General features: G+C 41.4%; 15 protein-coding genes. 9 read left to right on the top strand and 6 right to left on the bottom strand.

Translation table 11 applies throughout. The features are described 5' to 3' along the window. Genes FZZ92_RS06640 through FZZ92_RS06620 form a run of 5 tightly spaced genes read left to right on the top strand, consistent with a single transcriptional unit; the run spans position 1 to position 5,054 of the window. Positions 1 to 1,050 (top strand): hypothetical protein, encoded by a 1,050-nt coding sequence (locus FZZ92_RS06640; RefSeq protein WP_226422848.1) that lies wholly within the window; start codon positions 1 to 3, stop codon positions 1,048 to 1,050. Beyond that, the gene (locus FZZ92_RS06635; RefSeq protein WP_226422847.1) at positions 1,047 to 1,847 is read left to right on the top strand and encodes a sulfotransferase family 2 domain-containing protein; all 801 of its coding nucleotides are present in this window, start codon (positions 1,047 to 1,049) and stop codon (positions 1,845 to 1,847) included. Before FZZ92_RS06640 ends, FZZ92_RS06635 begins: the two co-directional genes overlap by 4 nt. Beyond that, on the top strand, positions 1,847 to 2,593 hold the full coding sequence (locus FZZ92_RS06630) for a sulfotransferase family 2 domain-containing protein (RefSeq protein WP_226422846.1): 747 nt from the start codon (positions 1,847 to 1,849) through the stop codon (positions 2,591 to 2,593). The genes FZZ92_RS06635 and FZZ92_RS06630 overlap by 1 nt, the downstream gene beginning before the upstream one ends. Further along, positions 2,590 to 3,624 carry a hypothetical protein gene (locus FZZ92_RS06625; protein WP_226422845.1) on the top strand — a complete coding sequence of 345 codons (1,035 nt, stop codon included), beginning with the start codon at positions 2,590 to 2,592 and terminating at the stop codon, positions 3,622 to 3,624. Before FZZ92_RS06630 ends, FZZ92_RS06625 begins: the two co-directional genes overlap by 4 nt. After that, complete coding sequence (locus FZZ92_RS06620) at positions 3,624 to 5,054, top strand: sulfatase-like hydrolase/transferase (protein WP_226422844.1); 1,431 nt, start codon at positions 3,624 to 3,626, stop codon at positions 5,052 to 5,054. The genes FZZ92_RS06625 and FZZ92_RS06620 overlap by 1 nt, the downstream gene beginning before the upstream one ends. On the opposite strand, the gene FZZ92_RS06615 is transcribed toward FZZ92_RS06620, so the two are convergent. From FZZ92_RS06615 to FZZ92_RS06605, 3 genes are read right to left on the bottom strand one after another with little or no spacing between them, the layout of a single operon-like run. Beyond that, entirely contained in the window at positions 5,013 to 5,789 is a 777-nt protein-coding gene (locus FZZ92_RS06615) for a hypothetical protein (RefSeq protein WP_226422843.1), read from the bottom strand. The two genes, FZZ92_RS06620 and FZZ92_RS06615, sit on opposite strands and share 42 nt — an antisense overlap. Further along, positions 5,789 to 6,910 carry a tetratricopeptide repeat protein gene (locus FZZ92_RS06610; protein WP_226422842.1) on the bottom strand — a complete coding sequence of 374 codons (1,122 nt, stop codon included), beginning with the start codon at positions 6,908 to 6,910 and terminating at the stop codon, positions 5,789 to 5,791. The genes FZZ92_RS06615 and FZZ92_RS06610 overlap by 1 nt, the downstream gene beginning before the upstream one ends. Before the next feature lie 3 nt (positions 6,911 to 6,913). Continuing rightward, a complete protein-coding gene (locus FZZ92_RS06605; RefSeq protein WP_226422841.1) occupies positions 6,914 to 8,737 on the bottom strand; it encodes a hypothetical protein in 1,824 nt (607 codons plus the stop codon). Positions 8,738 to 8,836: 99 nt separating this feature from the next. Between FZZ92_RS06605 and FZZ92_RS06600 the strand changes: the two genes are divergently transcribed. From FZZ92_RS06600 to FZZ92_RS06590, 3 genes are all read left to right on the top strand, one after another. Next, positions 8,837 to 10,042: a glycosyltransferase gene (locus tag FZZ92_RS06600; protein WP_226422840.1), complete on the top strand. Its 1,206-nt coding sequence runs from the start codon at positions 8,837 to 8,839 to the stop codon at positions 10,040 to 10,042. 62 nt (positions 10,043 to 10,104) lie between these two features. Further along, a complete protein-coding gene (locus FZZ92_RS06595) occupies positions 10,105 to 10,944 on the top strand; it encodes a calcium-binding protein (RefSeq protein WP_226422839.1) in 840 nt (279 codons plus the stop codon). 50 nt (positions 10,945 to 10,994) lie between these two features. Beyond that, entirely contained in the window at positions 10,995 to 11,666 is a 672-nt protein-coding gene (locus FZZ92_RS06590) for a hypothetical protein (protein ID WP_226422838.1), read from the top strand. Positions 11,667 to 12,748: 1,082 nt separating this feature from the next. On the opposite strand, the gene FZZ92_RS06585 is transcribed toward FZZ92_RS06590, so the two are convergent. Then, the gene (locus FZZ92_RS06585; protein WP_226422837.1) at positions 12,749 to 15,715 is read right to left on the bottom strand and encodes a peptidase domain-containing ABC transporter; all 2,967 of its coding nucleotides are present in this window, start codon (positions 15,713 to 15,715) and stop codon (positions 12,749 to 12,751) included. A gap of 4 nt (positions 15,716 to 15,719) precedes the next feature. Next, complete coding sequence (locus FZZ92_RS06580; protein ID WP_226422836.1) at positions 15,720 to 16,535, bottom strand: hypothetical protein; 816 nt, start codon at positions 16,533 to 16,535, stop codon at positions 15,720 to 15,722. Positions 16,536 to 16,568: 33 nt separating this feature from the next. Here FZZ92_RS06580 and FZZ92_RS06575 point away from each other — a divergent pair, with 33 nt between their 5' ends. Then, the gene (locus FZZ92_RS06575; protein WP_226422835.1) at positions 16,569 to 17,234 is read left to right on the top strand and encodes a methyltransferase domain-containing protein; all 666 of its coding nucleotides are present in this window, start codon (positions 16,569 to 16,571) and stop codon (positions 17,232 to 17,234) included. Between the two features lie 6 nt (positions 17,235 to 17,240). Here FZZ92_RS06575 and FZZ92_RS06570 read toward each other — a convergent pair whose 3' ends face one another. After that, positions 17,241 to 18,494 carry an HlyD family secretion protein gene (locus FZZ92_RS06570; RefSeq protein WP_226422834.1) on the bottom strand — a complete coding sequence of 418 codons (1,254 nt, stop codon included), beginning with the start codon at positions 18,492 to 18,494 and terminating at the stop codon, positions 17,241 to 17,243. Between the last annotated feature and the right edge of the window lie 28 nt (positions 18,495 to 18,522).

Here is an 18,522-nt window from a genome sequence, read left to right as displayed (position 1 = left end):
GTGGGACAGACCAAATCAGGGGATGAAAGCCTGAAGAGATGGGGCGAGGTGCTCGAGGGAATAAATATTCACAAAAAGCCAGATTATCAAAACAAAAAAAGAGTGCTAGCACGTTTAACCGCACGAGCGAGAAGACGTTTATGGGCATTTGCAATACTAAAAAGCCTAGGAATACATGGACATAATTTAAACTTACTGCAAAGCTTGAGGCCAGTACTGGCACTTTACCCTACAGATAAAGAACTAGTAAATGAAACAAGAAAATACCTAAGAAGATTAAACAGAAAATCTTTGGAAAAATTCAGAAACAGCTTAAAAGGAAAGGGTAATTTAATAATTATGGTCGTTGGATGCATAAAAAATGAGAAGCAATTAAGAAATACAATTGGAAGAATTAGACAGGCACAAACCAAATTTTCAGTAGTAGGTATAGTAGGAAGCAAGAACAAGGCAGACTGGAAGATTAAATATGACAATAAATATGGGATATTGCAACTACCCTGCTCAGACGGCTACGAAGGACTTACAGAGAAAATAATATGGGGATGCCTGGCAATTGAATTAGGTAAAGGAGGCACGACAGTAGTAAAAGTTGACGAGGACACAAAGTCAATTGACAGCAGAAAGATAGAAACCCTGAGAAATCAAATGATATTGGAGGGAGCAAAGGCTGCAGGCTCACCAATAAGCGTAGAAACACCTCTACAAATCGATAGAGGATGGCATTTAGGAAAATCGAAAGGAAAAAGTAATTGGCAACCCTATGAAGGCATTGGACCAAAAATCTGGATGTCAGGCGGGGCAGGTTATTTACTGATGCCGGAAGCGGTTCAAACAGTAGGGGATTTTGCATTACACAGCTGGCAGTTTGTAAAGTCACAGATTTACGAGGATTTAACTATCTCATGGATTGTAGACAGTTGTTGTGGCAAAATTCACTGGATAGAACAATTGGAGAAAATGGGCATAGAAAATGAAAGATCAAGGGATATAATGGAGGGGAGCACATACCACAACCCAGAAGACCTAAAAGAGGACAAGAGGAAATGATCATTCGGCATGATCTTGAACTGGTTTTCATACACGTACCAAAATGCGCAGGCAAGCAATTGCGATGGATATTCAAACAAGGTGCAGAACCGAATGCAATTGAGGAGCTATGGAATTATGAATACAGCACAATACTAAATAGATATGTGGATCTAGCGCATTTACCACTATCAGATCTCAGAACATTTGCACAATTTAAATATCTAAATCGCTACAAAGTAATAGCATGCATACGAGAACCATACATGAGACTTCCGTCCGCAGTAAATGAATACTACAGACAGAAGTCAAAGCAGCATGAAAAGATGGTTACAGAAAGAAAACTGAACATAGAAATGCGTAGGGATTATTACAAAAGACTAAAGAGCAAACATAGTGAATTGGACCCACGATTTATACACTCATTACCAATACATAGGTTTACACACTATGGACCAAATGCAAAAGTAGATTACTTATTGAGATGCGAAAGCCTTAATAAAGACATCGAGGAACTGGCGAAAAAACTGAAATGGCCAAAGGCATTACAAAATGCAATTCAAATGAAATCAAAAGATTTAGAAACTAAAAAGTCAAGCATTCGCCTGACAGATGAAGAAATAGAACTTGCTGAAAGAATCTATGAAATAGACTTTGAGACATTTGGCTATAAAAGGTGCATGCCAGGGAGAAGAAAAGAAAAATGTGGAGAGGCTGGAGAAGTCAAGCACATCCACGATTGCGATTCAGTAAGTTGGCATTGGGGTCCGAAAGCTAAAAAACCATTCAAAAAATTAAAAGCAAATAGGAAAGCATGATGAAACCAAGTCTTGAACACTCTATCTGGCTAAAAGACAAAGGAATTGTATTTATTTTTATACCAAAAGTAGCATGTACATCATGGAAGATATTTCTCTGGCAGGTGATGGGGAGACAGCTAACGAGTAATATCACTTACAAAACGGTACACAATGGGCAGGAATTACCACTACCGTATGTAAGTAATATGCATGAGATGGATAAGATAGTGTTTAGACAAAAACTTAGGGACGGAGAGTTAAAAGTTTGTGGAATGATAAGAGAACCAAAGGCAAGAGTTCTCAGCGGATACCTGGATAAGGTACTGCACCATCGGAACCCGAACTCTTCGTTTAGTCGAATAGTGATCCCTTCAATCCTTAGTCAGCAAGAAATAACAGAAGAGAGGCGGCCAACGTTCCTGGAGTTTCTGAACTGGAATATACATACAAATTTAATCAAAGGAAAGCAGATGAATGATCACTGGCGACAAATGCATCAAATCCTTGGAATTAACAAAATGAGCGATCTCAATACAAGTCAGATCATGATATGGGACATAACACAACAGGAAGTAGCATCTAAGTGGTTCAACAAGCAGTACAATACCAAGATTGAATTTCCGAATTCGCAAAGCCTCGGACATAGACCAACTAACAACAGCGAAAAAAAACTAGAAAAATATTATAATGCAAGTGAGAATGAAAAGTTCAATAGCTTATACAGGTTAGATGTTGAGCTTCACAAAGCAATTATCGAAAAATGAAAGAGAATAATCAGCTTGGCCATTGGAAGTTATGGCTCAAAGAGCGAGAAAATAACGGAGAGGGGGAAGAATATATACCTGTTATTTTGCATATCGGTATGGAAAAGACAGGCTCAAAGGCAATTCAAACATGGTTGGCAGAAGAGCGACAAAGCTTAGCCGAGATGGGTTGGCATGTACCCCAGACATTGGGAGCGATAAATCATCGGCAAGTATCATTTTTGGGCTATAATAAAAAAAGAAGAGATGATGGAACACAAAGAAGAGGCATTAAGACAAGTAATGATTTGAAGAAATATCAGACTGAAGTCTTCAAACGCCTAAGACAAGAGGTAAAAACAGCTACAAGATGCAAAAAAGATGCCATGATAATCAGTACCGAGTTAGCTACTAGTCGCTTAACTCGAGTACGTGAAATCAAAAGAATGATTAGAAGCATGCAAAAAGCAGGATGCAATCCAATTCTCGTCACGTTATTTAGACGAGACCCCGTAGAACTATTGGAGTCAAGATACTCAACTGCAGTACTACATGAAGGTTGGAGCCAGTGGAATCCGCCGAAGGCTGGATCAAGAGAAGCAAACTTGTTTGGAGATCAAATAGGTTTACAGAAACGTTGGTGGTCAGTCATTGAAAAAATCGAGAGTGTCGACTTTGATGTATATACATATAAAGCAGAAGTATTAATAGAAGGATCATCTGCTGCGTCAGTAGCATGTTTTATGGGGTGCGATAAGAAGATGATCAAAAAAGCGATTGAGATGAAAAAGAACAGACCATTACCACTATTAAATTTACGAGCACTGATGATTGCGAATATGCTAGAAAGACAAAAGAATAAAGGCATTAAGTCACTAGGGAAATATCTAAGACGGCTTGCGTTGAAAGTCATGCTGGGAAATTTAAAATACAAAGTGCCTGTTTCGGTAAAATTAGAATATACTCAAAGATACAAAAACAGTAAGCTTGAAAATAGAACTGGTTGGCTTATATGGAGTAGCTGGCGAACCATTGACCCATTCCTGCACTAATGAAAATGAAAAGGGATAAAGAAAGAAATCTACTCCTTATAACATTTGATCAATGGCGAGGAGATTGGGGAAATCCTTATAAACCAGTAGTGAAATTAAAAAACTTAACGCGCTTAGCTTATCGTGGTTTAACAGCGACAAGATGTTATACAAGCAGTCCTCACTGCGTTCCTGCACGATTCAGCTGGTTAACAGGTCTAGAGCCGAGCCAAATGGGAGTGACTGAGAATACTGAGGCGTGGATGCCTGATGATGCACCCTCCTTCGTGCGTGAACTTCAAAGCAAAGGTTGGCACACTTGTTTAGTGGGAAAAACACACTGGACGCCGCACAATAAAGCATATGATCTTAGAGATAACAAGGGTCTTTTAGAGAAACTAGGGTTTGATGATTTGTTAGAGATAGGTGGTCCAAGAGCAATGAGGAGGCTCGAGTGTGCGCTAACAGAAGAATGGCGGAGGGCTGGTGTACTAGAACAGCATAGAGAAGATCTCGAAAAACGTTATGGGAGAGGCTTTAATGAACAAGCATGGGCCGTGAGAGAAACAGTATTACCAAATCATTTATATCCAGACATCTGGGTTACACGTAATGCCATCCAAAAGATCACAGAATTGCCAACAGATCGTCCGTGGTTGTTATGGGTAAGTTATTGCGGTCCCCATGAACCTTTTGATACGCCAAAGCCGTGGAGAGGCATGCACAATAATATAATATTACCAGAAGCAGCAAAAGCAGGAGAGTGGATAAAGCAGCAACCAAAAGATTCAATACTAAAACAAACAAAGGATAAGTGGTCTGATTTATTAAGCACGGAAAGTATCGAAGCGTGCCGAAAAGACTATGCAGACAATCTGGTTTTACTAGATGATCAGTTGGGACAAATAATATCGGCTCTAAACAAGAGAAAAGACTCAAAAAATACAGCAATTACAGTAACGTCTGACCATGGCGAGCACCTAGGGGATGCCAATTGTCTCTATAAAGGAACTTTCCTAGAAAGTGCGATTCGAGTACCTCTAATTTACTGCGAACCTCATCATTGGATAAGACCCAAAAGGCCAGAAATTATCGACAAGCCTATAAGTCTGAGCAAGGCGATAATCTTAATAAGTAAACTAATGCAAGGAGCTCCAGAAAACAAAAAACTAAAATTCGAGATGGCAAAACAAGACTATGTTGTTTCTGAATTTAAAGACGAAATAGCAATTATAAAAGGAGACCTAAAAATGATATCAAAGAGATCGGGTGAGATAATATGGGCAACAAAGCCAATCAAGGATAAAGAGGAGGCAATTAATATTTTGGCAACAGGAAGGAATATCCAGAAAAATAAAAAATTCATATATTTACGCGAAGCATTAAAATTAGAATTAGATAAAAGAAATTCAGCCCAATGGCTGTGGAGGGATCTTAAGGATCAAAGCTGAGGATGGATATCTTCTTAGCCATTCATTCCATGTGCGAAAGATTGTAGTATCATTATTTAGATAGTCGACAAGATTATCCCACTCATCTTGAGGCACTCTGCCGTGAACAATAAAAACGGGTGAACCTTTGCCAACCACCCAAGGTTTGGTAAGACGTAAATTAGATTCAGACGGAAGTGATAGGAAATTCAGTCCAAGATAGGTCATTAGTCTCCAGAGTGATGAGCGGAAGGATGCTTGATCCCAAGACTGGTTGTGAGTACGAAGTAAATAGTCATACATATACAGCCAATGACGCACTAAAAGGTATTGCCGAACAGAACGCTTGAGAAAAAGTACACCTGTATTTATCTCAGGGAATAGCGCTGGAATTGAACTATCAATCCAACCTGAAGGAATACGTACAGGTGCAAAAACGCCGGCGCAGTGATAATGAGACAAGATACTTAAAAATGCAGATGGATCAGTAAGTAACACTGCATCAGAATCAAGGAAAAGACAGTATCGACAAGGCAAATGAAGCAATGGCAATATCTTATCCCGATAGGAGTAAGTAGCATTTGGATGCAAGATAACATGATCAAATACTCCAGATGAAGCAGCTATATCAAGCTCATCAGTAAAGCAATAAATTGGGGTATTACTTATATAAGAACGAGAACGCGTGGCGCTTGTTATAGCCTCATTTATATACTTTTTCCCTGTAGCAATGTAAATAATACAAAAAGATGCCATCAAGAGGAGGCAGTTGTTAAAGTAATCTGCTTTTCAGAGAATGCAGGAGCTACCCATTTTTCGGAAAAATGATATCCCGCATAAGAGAGATCTGCACGACGTTTAGCAATCAGAGCTTTTTGTTTAAGCAAATCGGGATTCATGGGATAGTCACCGAGAGCTTTCTGCAGATAGTATTCTGCAAGCGAAATGTCAGACCGCAATGACAGGAGAGAAATTAAATTAATGTAGTTCATAATTGTCGGTGTACCGATATTCATTGAATGCAACAAGCAAATTTCTGCTTCATGAAAGGATTTGAGTTGTATATAAGCATCGGAGGCATGCACATAAACTTCGGGGTTAGATCCCAATTGGTTAGAAGCATGTCTGCACTGCTCAAGTGCAACTTGCGGTTTTTGCTCTGATACAGCAATTCCAGCAAGTTTAAGTCTGTCAGTTGGAACAGAGTCAGTGGTTGGTTTTGGAAGAAGTTGGGCAACTTCTTTAGCAGCTTTTGAATTATCAGGTTTAATTAAATTAGCAGCTTGCAAAACCTCCTCTTCACTAAAAGACAAGGATAGAGGATCGAAACTAATAGATTGTTCGGATAGCGTTAAACACTCTTGTTCAGCGCTGGAGGGATTGGAAGAATTCTTAAGCGCTTTGGCACGATCAAAATTAGTTTGTGCGTCTTGAAAACCAGGATTCTCGGATAAGATATTGGAAAGAATATCAATGGCAGATTCATAATTACTTTGGTCTATGAGAACATTTGCATAATTATTTTTGAAAGCCAATGAAGTAGGTTCAATAAGCAGAGCTTGCTTTGTCAAAGAAGCCGCTTTTTGTAGATGACCTAAACGACGAGATACAATCCCAAACAAACTAAGAAAATCTGCAGAGCCACTTAGAGCACCTTCGAGCTCAACTAATATGTCATTTGCCTTAGCAAAATCGCCTAATTTCACAAGTGCTGCAGCATAGACAAATGCGTGATTAGGGTAAACACTTAGCTGTCCTACGACAGGCGAAAAAACGTCGATAATATCCGAAAAACGTCGCTGGTGAAACAATTCAGTGAAAGCGACTAAGTCAGCCTCATAGTCATTGAAAAGAAGAGAATTGGTAACTTTTGACATGACTTAGTTGGAGAAGAATGAAATGGGGTTTGGAAAGCCTTGCTTGGTCCAATTATTAACTAAAGTAATCGCTTTATCCCATGATTTTTTGGAATCAGAGGAGTTTTTCTCCTGGCGAGCAATGCCTACTGAATTATACCAATAAGAGTTACTATTAGTCTTTGATGCTAACCACCTCCAATCATAAAACTGGCTTAAAAGACACATGGTTGGTATTCCAAGTCCACCAGATCCATGAACAGTTGTGTTGGCAACAGTAATAACAGCGTCACAAGAACCGACTTGATCCAACCACAAATCCATATTTTTCATAGGATTAATAGAAGAATCGCACAAAACGTCGACTCCCTTCTGCTGCCAATAAGTTACATCATTTAATTCTTCACCATATTGAAGACTCACATAACGTACTCCAGGTATCGGCAGAAGTAAACGGTTGAAAAGATCGCGATCCATTGATTTTTGTTGAATACGTTTTCCTCTACCTCCACCACGCCAACTAATTCCAACAAGACGTTCTACATTATGCCCATTGAAGGACAAATATTTGTCACGTAAAGATTCACGGGTTGAGGAGTAGCACAGTTTCAACTGTTTTTCATGATTAAGCGGGATTGATTGACTGCTTTCAGAGGGGAAATTCAAATACTGACAAACTGAACCAACAGGAGACTGAAAATCATATTGACTAGGATCTATTAGAGAGGCACGAAATTCCTTAAATGACCAAATCTTAATTGAGTTATAGGGTGAGCCCAGTGAGGCTAGGCTTCTTCGATATATTGGTATAAGACGATCATTTAATAGAATTGCAATCGATTTAAAGCGACCAATTAATCGTGGAAGAAGGGTTAGGAACATCATTACATCACCAATTGCTTGCTCTTCAATTAGTAGAAGTTTATACGAGTCCGAGAATTGACCACGCCAAAGTGGCAATTCCTTATCTGTAAATGGCTTTTTGACAGCTCTCTGCCATCTCTGAGGTCCAGGAGCAGGTGAACGCAGACCATATTCAAATAATTTCCATCCATGCTCAAAGTCACCAAAATTGAGTAGAGAACATCCCAGATTCCAACTACCAACATCGAAGTTTTGCTGAAGGGATTTAATATTTACCTTAGTATTATCCACAGGATTAGGAAGATTGCGAAGGGAAGACATCGCATTTTCATAACTAGCAAGTGCAGCAGTTAAATTATCCTTAGAAAGATGTAGTTGAGCGAGTACTAAATAATAATTAGAGCGTCCCTTGATCTCGAAGTCTTCAATTGCAAATTTTTCAATAGTTTCTAGAAGTTGCTGCTCTAGATTGCGAGGAATATCAAAAGCAGATGAGTCCTTGATGGTGGATAAAAGGGAATATAGCTCTAATGAAGTCTGAGGATATATGCCAATGGTCTTGATGCTAGAATGAGCAATTGATAAGGCAAGATTATAACAACCAAGAGATTTCAGGCTACGCATCATCAATGCATAGAGATCATCAAGAATTTTTCGATTAATCGAATCTTTATCGGCACGTGTTTTTTTGAAGAGAAGAGTGATGAGGCGATAGGCAGTATGAAACGCGTTGACATGATCATCCATCTCAGCATATAAATTACAAGCATTTTGCAATAAAGGGCGATGGGAAGGGAAAAGGCTAAGACCCTCATCGTAAATACTTTTTGCTTTATTTAATTCACCTCGATTACGAAGAATTGCCCCATAATTTTGGTGAATTATTGGATTTTTGACATTTTGATCAATAGCTCGGAGGTATTCAGCCTCAGCCTGCTGGAGATCTCCCTTTTTGTGGGCTTGAAGAGCTCGAGGTAATCCCATGAAATAAGCTTTAGCATTATGATGATACAATAAACGAGTTTATCAGTGTCGAGAATGGGTTCAGGCTTAATTTCAATTAAAATCTGAGAATTCAGATTCATGGCGATGAATGTACTATTTTTGCATCCGAATTTCCCAGGACAATTCAAAAACATTGCGCAGCACCTAGCACACGCCGGGCACAGGGTTAAATTTATATGCCAGACACATTATAATAGACAAATTCCTGGTGTAGAAAGAATCTGTTTAAAAGGTTTTGCAGGCCATGATGAGCTAATAAATAAAACGAAAGATGAAAATTCCAGATCAAATATGAGGGCAAGTCAATATTTGCATGGGATGAATGAAGCAAAAAAAAGGGGGTGGGAGCCAAATGTGGTGATAAGTCATAGTGGATGGGGATGTGGTGTTTACACAAAGCTGGTTTGGCCAGCTGCCAAACATATCTGTTACTCTGAGTGGTGGTTTAAGGAAGATAGTGAAATATTTCACTACACACCAAATAATCATCACTTAGGGATGAAAAAGAGTAAAGCTCATAAATATTTCTCCAGAAATCAGACAATGTCTCTCGAGTTGGTAAATTCAGACGCAATAGTTGCACCTACACACTGGCAATGCCAACAATTACCAAAATTACTTCAAAAGAATACTAGTATAATTCATGATGGAATTGACTGCGATTTCTACCGTCCACGAAATCTCGGTGAATCACTCGCGCCTAAACCACTCCTGACGTATGGAACAAGGGGAATGGAGCCTATGAGGTGTTTTCCCGAATTTGTAAATGAAATTCCAACTCTAATGTCAAAATATGACGACTTACATATCGAGATTGCTGGCGAAGACACGATCAACTACGGGGGGAAACCACCACTTGATCAAAGATCTTGGGGACGCTACGCAAAAAAACTGTTGAGTGAATGGATTGATTCCGATCGTATAAAGTTTGTAGGAAGGCTGACGAAAAACAAATATCAGGATTGGCTTTCACGTAGCTGGATCCACGTGTACCTAACCCAACCTTACGTAGCGAGCTGGAGCTTATTGGAATCAATGGCTAGTGGCTGCAACATAATCGCAAATTCAGTAGCAACCAATACAGAATTTTGCACGAAAGAGAACTCGTTACTTCTCGCATCTATCCAACCGGGATTTCTTGTGGAGCCTGTCGGACAGTGCCTAGAGCTAAACCTGAAGACATTAAGAAGGAGAGAGGCCGCAAGAGCCACAGCAGAGCGATATTCTCATACCAAGACTAATGAGGCTTGGGTGGCTGTGATAGATCGAGTGTTGTCCACGTGAGTTGACCAGAGAGGCTTGTATGCCTAAATTCGGTATGGCGTCTTCATTTGCCCTCTCTTCCTGTGGCTTCTGCATACCTGATTACTCAGGCGAACACCGTCTATACGGGTACGTCTGGGAACGACACTATTGATTTCCGAACCGCTGGTGGAGTCACTATCCGCGGTCTAGCCGGCAACGACCTCATTTCTGCCGACGGCAATGGAACCGGTGATCCCGCAACATATTCTGCCGCGAACGCACTGATCGCGGGCAACCTCGGCAACGACACGATTGCCCTGTCCGCTATCGAAGGCACCAACTGGAGCGTGTTTGGCGGGGCTGGTAGCGACGTAATTTCTGCTTCCAACGTTTCTGCCTCCGTCGGTTTCTTCCAAGGCGGTGGCGGAGCCGACACCCTCCAGTTCACTGGTGGTTTCGAATCCAATTCCTTCACCATCGGTCTTAACGACGGTGCTGACAACCTCTTCATCAGCGCCTTCTCCGGTAATTCCGCGATCATTGCTGGTGGTGCCGGCAATGACACCGTCACCCTTACCGCAATGGGCGGTGACGTTGGTTCCACCATCAATGGTGGCGGTGGTGCTGACTCCATCGTTCTTACTGGTGCTTCCCTGACCCGCAGCTTCTTCCAGGGTGGAGCTGGTGCAGACACCATGACCATGATGGTGTCTGCACCAGCTCCACTGCAACGATCAACGGTGGTGCAGGTGCTGACTCCGTCACATTCAGTGCAGGCAACATCGATGATTCCATCCTCCGCGGCGACACCGTTGGTGAAAGTGGAACTGGCGCTGACACCCTCACCATCAACGGTGATGCCATCAGTTCCGTTTCCGTCCAAGGTGCCGGCGGTGCTGACTCCATCACCTACTCCGCCGATTCACAGACCGGTCTCCTGATTGGTGGCAACTTCGGCAAAGACGTCATCGATATCGATGGCTTCTCTGGCATGGGCAACAGCATCAATGGTGGTGCTGGTGCTGACACCATTACCGTTTCGGCAATGGTCGCCAGTGGCGAAAACATCGTCAACGGCGGCGGCGGTGGTGACATCATCACCGTTAGCGCTATCTCTGGTGCTGCTGGTGCTGCTCTGACCAGCTCTAACACCATCAACGGTGGTGCTGGTGCTGACACCATCAGCCTTGGCGGTACTGTCAGTGGTTTCGTTAACACCTACGCAACCGCAACTGAGTCCACCATCGTCTCGTCGAATTTCGACAAGATCAGTGCTGGCATGGTGGATGCCGATCAAGACGCGATTGTCGTCAACGCATCTGCAATTGCCGATCCGATTACCAACAGCGGCAACAACGTTCTGCGGTCCGGCGCACAAGCTGGTCAAGTCCTGATCCACTCAGGTGGTACGAACGTTGCTCAATTCAGCGGTACCTGGTCTGACGCTGACGCAGTGTCTGCTCTGGATCAACGTCTCGACGCAGGCAGCGTTGCTGTTTACAGCATCAACACTGACACCTTCCTGTTCGTTCAGGGTGGTGCACAGAATGGCGGTACTGCTGATGACTTGGTGATCGAAATGTCAGCTACTTCCGGTGGTGCTGCAACCGTCCTCAGTGCGGCAGTCGTCCGCGGCGACACGATCGAAGTTGCGTTCACTTGATCTGATTAGTCGCTCATTTATAAGCCCCGTTCAACGGGGCTTTTTTTTTGTCCCTTTTTAAGTTGACTTATCAAGCAATTAAAAGCCCCGTTGAACGGGGCTTTTTTTCTGACTTAAAAAGCTATCACAACTAAGGGGTAGATAATCTGTACGCTTCAGCAATACTACCGAGCTATCGAGATCTAGAACTGATCTACCTGAGCTTTGAATAAAACCCCCATTGACCGTTTTGACTTAAGAGAGAGCAGATGATATTCCAAGTAGGCTTACTCTCGAGAGGAACCCTTTGAAAAGTCGATCTGATGCACTGAAAGCATCTATGTCTAATGCACGAGTTCTGATTCCCTGGATCACTTATCTCCGCCAGCCATATAACGCTTTAATCTTCTTACTAAGGGTCGGTACTAATAGGCTTTGATTTATCCATACAGGAAGTCGATATTCAGAAGATATAACACATACTACGGTTTAAACTCAATCACTCTAGCTTTGCGAAAACGCCAAGAAACTTAGGCAGAAGAATGATGAGCCTTTCAAATAAGACACCATAATAGATAGGATAGATTGATAGACTGATCATCAAGAGCACAATTAAGCCCTGCGTATGACCGAAGAAGTATATAAAGCAATGCACTTTGATTAAGCCAACAGCTTAGATCTATTGATGCCAGCATTCATGAATATCTTATCTCTTGCAAAACAAGCAAGAGATATGCAATAAATAAGCAATTAATACCAACAAAGAAGACGTCGCCCCTCCAAGGCTTATCAAGAGAACATCAATAATGATTTTAAATCAAAAATATAAAGCCAATAATCATGAAGGCGCAAGATACAAAAGGGTAAAAAGGGATCAAGAGAGAAGCTTTTAGCTATTATCGATCAATTATGTGAGGATCACGTACAACAAAAATGAGACATGAAGACATAACAGCGCTAATACAAACACTGCCTATAAATAATCGAGGCAATGCAAATCTAATAAATGAATTCAAACGAAGCGAGCAATAAGATAATATTTAGTTAAACTCGAAATATTGTTTAAACTTATCTAAATCAGAAAGAAGTTAAAATGCTTTTGATTAGTCACTTTGCTGTCGATACAATGCAAAATATCTTCCTTGGAGATTCATCAACTCTTCATGCGTTCCAGACTCAACTAATTTGCCTTCGTGCATCACAAGGATTATATGACTTGATCGGATAGAACTCAGACGGTGGGTGATAAAAAAGACGGTACGTGCTTGCGCCCACTCTTGAATGTTCCTACTTAAAGCTGCTTCAGTATTATAATCGAGAGCGCTTGTAGCTTCGTCCATAATCAACAATTGTGGATTGGACAATATTGTTCTAGCAATAGCGATTCTTTGACGTTGTCCACCACTAAGGTTGCCTCCTCTTTCGGCAAGAGGAGTTGCATAACCTTGCCCCAAAGACATAATAAAATCATGAGCACAAGCCAACCTCGCAGCCTCGATTATTGACTCCGTACTTGCATTCGGATCATTTAGAGAAATATTTTCAGCAATCGTGCCTTCGAACAAAAGAGAATCTTGTGGAACAATTCCGACTTGACGCCTAAGGCTCGACAAATCCACCTTCGAAATATCGTAATCATCGACAAAGATACGACCGCTTTCAACATTGTAAAGGCGGGGCAATAATTTCATTAGAGTACTTTTTCCGCTACCACTTTGCCCAACAATACCGACAAAACTCCCTGATGGAATATTTAATGAAACGCCATCTACTTGGTAAGGACCATTATTTGTAAATCGGAAATTTACATTTTCAAATCGTATTGCTCCCTCCATAACAGGCAGTGAAATCTGTGTCGCAGCTTCTCCATTCGACAATTCCGGAGCTTGATTGAGAATATCACCAAGACGTTCCATAGATAACTGGACAGTTTGAAAGCCTTGGTAAAGGGTTGACAACTGTAATAAGGGTTTAGTTACATTACCACTAATAATACGGAACGCAATTAACATCCCCAGCGTTAACTGACCTTGGAGGACCAATCCCATTCCAATCCAAAGAACTAAAAGGCTGCTTAAAGTGTTGAGGAAGGATCCAATTTGGCTTGATGTGGCGCCTAAGGCAGTAGATTTAAAGCCCTCAGTAACAAAATGTCGGTAACGATCCTGCCACTTCCAACGTGCAGTCAACTCAAAATGCTGCGCCTTAACAGTCTGTATTCCATTGAGTATCTCAATTAAATGGCTTTGTGTTCTAGCAGATGCAACTGCTCGCTTCCTAATTAAGGATTTATAGATAGGAGCAACAACAAAAACTAATATAATGTATAGAGGAAGCGTACTAAGTGCAACAGCAGTAAGAAAAGGCGAGTAAGCAAGCATCACCATTAAATACATTAACGCAAAAATAATATTAAGCACGCTAACTAATGCTGTACCGGTAATAAATGATCTAATCGTATTGAGTTCGCCAAGTCTCTGACTCAGTTCTCCAACAGGACGTCGTTCAAAATATGTCAATGGAAGACCAAGAAGACGATCAATAACTGCAGAACCCAATGTGAGATCCATACGATCAGTCGTATCTACAAAAACATATGTACGAAGAACATTCAAAACACCTTGAAGAAGAGCCAAGACAATCATGGCTCCACCAATAATATTGAGAGTGCTTAAATTACCTTGAGTGAGTACCTTATCAATAATTTGCTGAATTAGAAGCGGAATTGCCAGGCCAATTAATTGGGCAAGCAAGGAGGCACCAAAAACAAGCCCAAGAGAAACGCGATACTTTTTGACCAATGGCAGAAACCAAGACCAATCAAAACGCGCTGTCGGAGTCGAGCCAATACGACGTGGAATAGCGAAACGAACGCGCTCCCCGACTGTTTTCGAAAATTCTCTAAAATCAATCGTTTGTAAACCATCAACTGGAGAAACAATCTTAACAAGATTAGAGCCACATGAAATTACAATTGAAGGGATATCATTTAAGAAGATAACTGCTGGCGTCTCAACTGCCAGAAAATTAGAAGTTTTTACAGAGCCAATTTGTGTTTTAAGGCCCAACATTTCGAACAATGCACCAAGCATTTCAAGTGACAATTCTTTGTTCCTCTTGAAATTAGCTCGAAGAGCTTTTTCGACAGCATCAGAGCGAAACGGTACTTTTTGATGTAGAGCAACCATCTCACAAATAGCCATTGCTAAGTTAAGAGTGCCTTTCCCAATTTTGATAGGGAAGGCATCAGTATCATCTAAAGTATCTGCTTCTATGATTCCAAGAGATTTGAGGTCAGTAGGAAGTGTCAATGAATCTGCTGGAGGCAAAGACCGATTCTCGGGTTCGACTTTGTTTCCATTCAATCGCTCAACTTCAAAGCCAATCAAGCGATAAGGCAATTTAAAATCTGGTGATTCAGGAATCTGGTCGCCATCAAACATTTGCCGACCTATTTTTAAGCCAGCAGCATGAGGCGTACTGAGATACCACGAATACTGTTTCAAGTTTGTTGCCATAAGAGACAACTTTTCGCCTTCATTAATAGATAGTGCGCGACCGTAAGGGATCAAATCCAACAACTCATCAAACCAATTATCTCTTAGCTGCTCTTTCGAGATAAACACATTTAAAGCTGTATCATATACTTCATGGGGTGAAGAAATAGACGCAAAATTGGTCATAAACTCTTCAGAATTTTGAACACAATTTATAAATTGCTTGCTCGAGATGGCAAGTGCCGTCACTTCTGTCTTGGCAGACACCCACTCACATGGGCTAGCTCTTAACAAATTAACCCAACCGATCAGTTGGCCAGACTTAGAGACTTGAATTGTACGGGGACTCTTTTGAATCGGATGCTCAACAAGCAGACGGATAGAGCCATCTAAAATCAAAAATATGTTTTTATTAAATTCATTGGGACGCAATAAAGTTTGACCTTGTTGAAATTTAACCAGTTTGCTTCCATCAAATAATTGCTTTTGGAGATTATTTGTTAGGAGGCTGAAAGGCGGTTGCTTCAGAATTTGAGAAATTACTGAATCAGTAGCTGCATTGCTTAAGGTCATGAGCTCAAGAATAACGTTGTGAAATCAGATGATTTTTAATGGGAGGGATAATTTGATTAATCCAAATCTTCATTTGAGACATCAACAATCGTTGCTCCATCGCTTTGTCTAGCTTAGCTAGTTGACGGTCTTTAAGTTTAACTATTGCATATTGCTTGCCAAACCTTTTAGGGGATGTCACTTCTCCATTTTCCATATGTCTCAAAATAGGTTCTAGTCCGTAGGGGACATCCGATAGAGGCTGTAAGTACCAAAATCCCCCCTTGCCTTGATCTTCTTTTGATCCAAACTGCGCGACAATATGCTTAAATGATTCTTCATCATCACAAAGACGGTAGTAAAGTTCTTGTGCTAAAAATTTATCGTTGACACGCAGCATCCAAAAACTTACACGATCCAAAGAAGATTTCTTTTCAAGGAATATACTTTCTAAACGATGGCCCCATTGTTCGTACGCCCAGAGCTGGCTACCAGGGCTTACAAGCAACTTTATATCTAATTTCTCCGGCAATAAATTAAAATCAGAATTTTCCGCATTATTCTTCGTCCATTGATCACGCAACTTGATTAATGCAGATTGTTGTTCACTTTTAGGCCAGATCCTTTCTGAACGCATTGATTCATGAGCCAATTCTAATCTTATCCAATAATCAATTACTTTTGTTAGATTTCCAGACACAAGAAGAATTTCTAGAGAATCCCCAAAATCCCTGTCCAAACGAGCTAAGCGCTCTTCCGTCAACCATTGATCAGACACTGGATCTATCAGGTCATGACTTGCGAGCTGCTCTGCGGGAGATGACATAATACCTGTATTCACTTGGCAACCATACGGAGACCAACAACCTCAACCATGGATAAAGTCATCAGCAAGCAACAACTCATTCTAAACCAAGCTCTGCACCAATCCGAAGACAATTTTGGTAACCGCGAAACTGCTGCAGGCTTTGCCAAATACTTACCCGAAACACTTAATCGTTTTAACGAGTTGGGCGCTTGCAATTCTTTTCTGGACTACGGAACAGGCAAGGGCAAATTGGTTGATACACTCCGACAAGCTTGCAAAAATGAAATTAAAATCCAGGGGTACGACCCAGCGGTTGGAAAATATGCGTGCAAGCCCGATTCACCCTTTGATATTGTTGGGTGCTTCGACGTCCTAGAACATATTGAAATGGAAAGCATTGATGCAGTTTTGAGGGATATTCATTCCTTAACAAAAATATTTTGCTATTTGGTAATTGATCTACAGCCGGCTGTTAAGAAAATGCAGGACGGACGCAATGCCCATATTCTGCTTGCACCTCCTGAGTGGTGGACCTCACGTGTAGCGCAATTATTTCCTTGCATCACAGCTTTTCCAGCAATGCATGCATGTGGCTTACCTCAAAAAGTGGTAATCGCTGCCGCAAAAAAACCTAAGCATATGGGTTTAGTTTACTCATTTTTGATGAAGCAGAGAATATTTAAAATGACTATGCACGGAGGTGTACTGCAGAAAAAATATCTCCAGAAATAATTAGCCCTAACCCCCTCCACCTTGCTGACGCATGCTGCGTATACTGTCAGTCTGATCAACGAGAAGATCACTGACTAGACTGATCAGTCGTTTTTCACGCAATTTCAAATTAGTAGTAATTGCCATTCCTGGCTTCAAGGGTATCTTTACACCACGGGAATCTAAGTAGCTTGTATCAAGCCTAATTTTGACAGGAAAGCTGTAAAATTGCCTAGTTCCGACAGGCTCCAAAGCATCTGCAGAAATCTGCGAAACTGAACCCGACAATTCTCCATATTGAGTAAAAGGAAACGCATCCACACGAACCTTTGCCTTTTGATCCTGATTGACGAAACCAATATCCTTATTAGGCACATAAACTTCAGCGTACAACCCCTTTTGGGGAACAATCGACAAAATAGGCTCACCAACTCCTAAAACTCCTTCAGGACTGGCTTGAGGATTAAAAATGACGCCAGATGTTGGTGCAGTCACATTCTGATACTGAAGCTGTAATTCAGCCTTCCTCAAAGAATTTGACATCTGGTCAATACTTTTTCTCGACGACAACGTCGCCCTACTTTGCTCAAGCTTAAGTTGACTCAATTGCTCACGCACCTCAGAAACTTGATTTTGAAGAGCAAGGAGCTGATCCAGGCGTTCAAGGTATTGAACTCTCTGAAAACCTCCGACATCAGTCAGCTTTTCGAGTTCCTTGCTGATCTCTTTGTTTGTGTCAAGCTTTGATTGAACAACCTTGAGACGACCCTTTAAAACTTGTTCCCTGCTATCGAGGAGTTCGAGGAATTTCGTGAGGTCTTCTCTCTCTGCTTCGATCAGTTTAGTGAGAGTTTTTTGTTCGTCGGCTGCTTGACGGGTGTCAAAGCGAATCAAAAGCTGACCCTTTTGAACTTGCTGACCATCTTTAAAAAAGACCTCAGCAACACGCCCACCAGCAGGTGTCTTGACCTCGACGGTCCCTCCAATCGATTTGAGCTGCCCCTGAAGAGTTACTACCTCATCAATTTTGAAAATGATGCTGGCCAAAAGACCAAAAGTACCCAAGCCAATCAAAATGGCGGTTAAACTCTGCGCCCAAACTGGCGTTTGACGAAGCACCAAAGATCGATTTTTTGCCATCCAACGGTTGGCAGCCTCCCCAGCCTTCTCTTTCAATGAAATTGGTAGGGAGGTCGAGATTTGCTTGGTCGAACCTCTGCCCACTACAGACTGTGAGGATTCGACATTGGTGGGAGCAGCAGGTGGGGAAGCCTTCTTCATCCCGGAACTTTAAGACGCCATCCTTAAA

Origin of the sequence: Synechococcus sp. MU1611 (genome assembly GCF_020514255.1) — a bacterium.
Classification (GTDB): Bacteria; Cyanobacteriota; Cyanobacteriia; order PCC-6307; family Cyanobiaceae; genus Parasynechococcus.
This window is presented reverse-complemented; position numbering and strand designations above follow the sequence as displayed.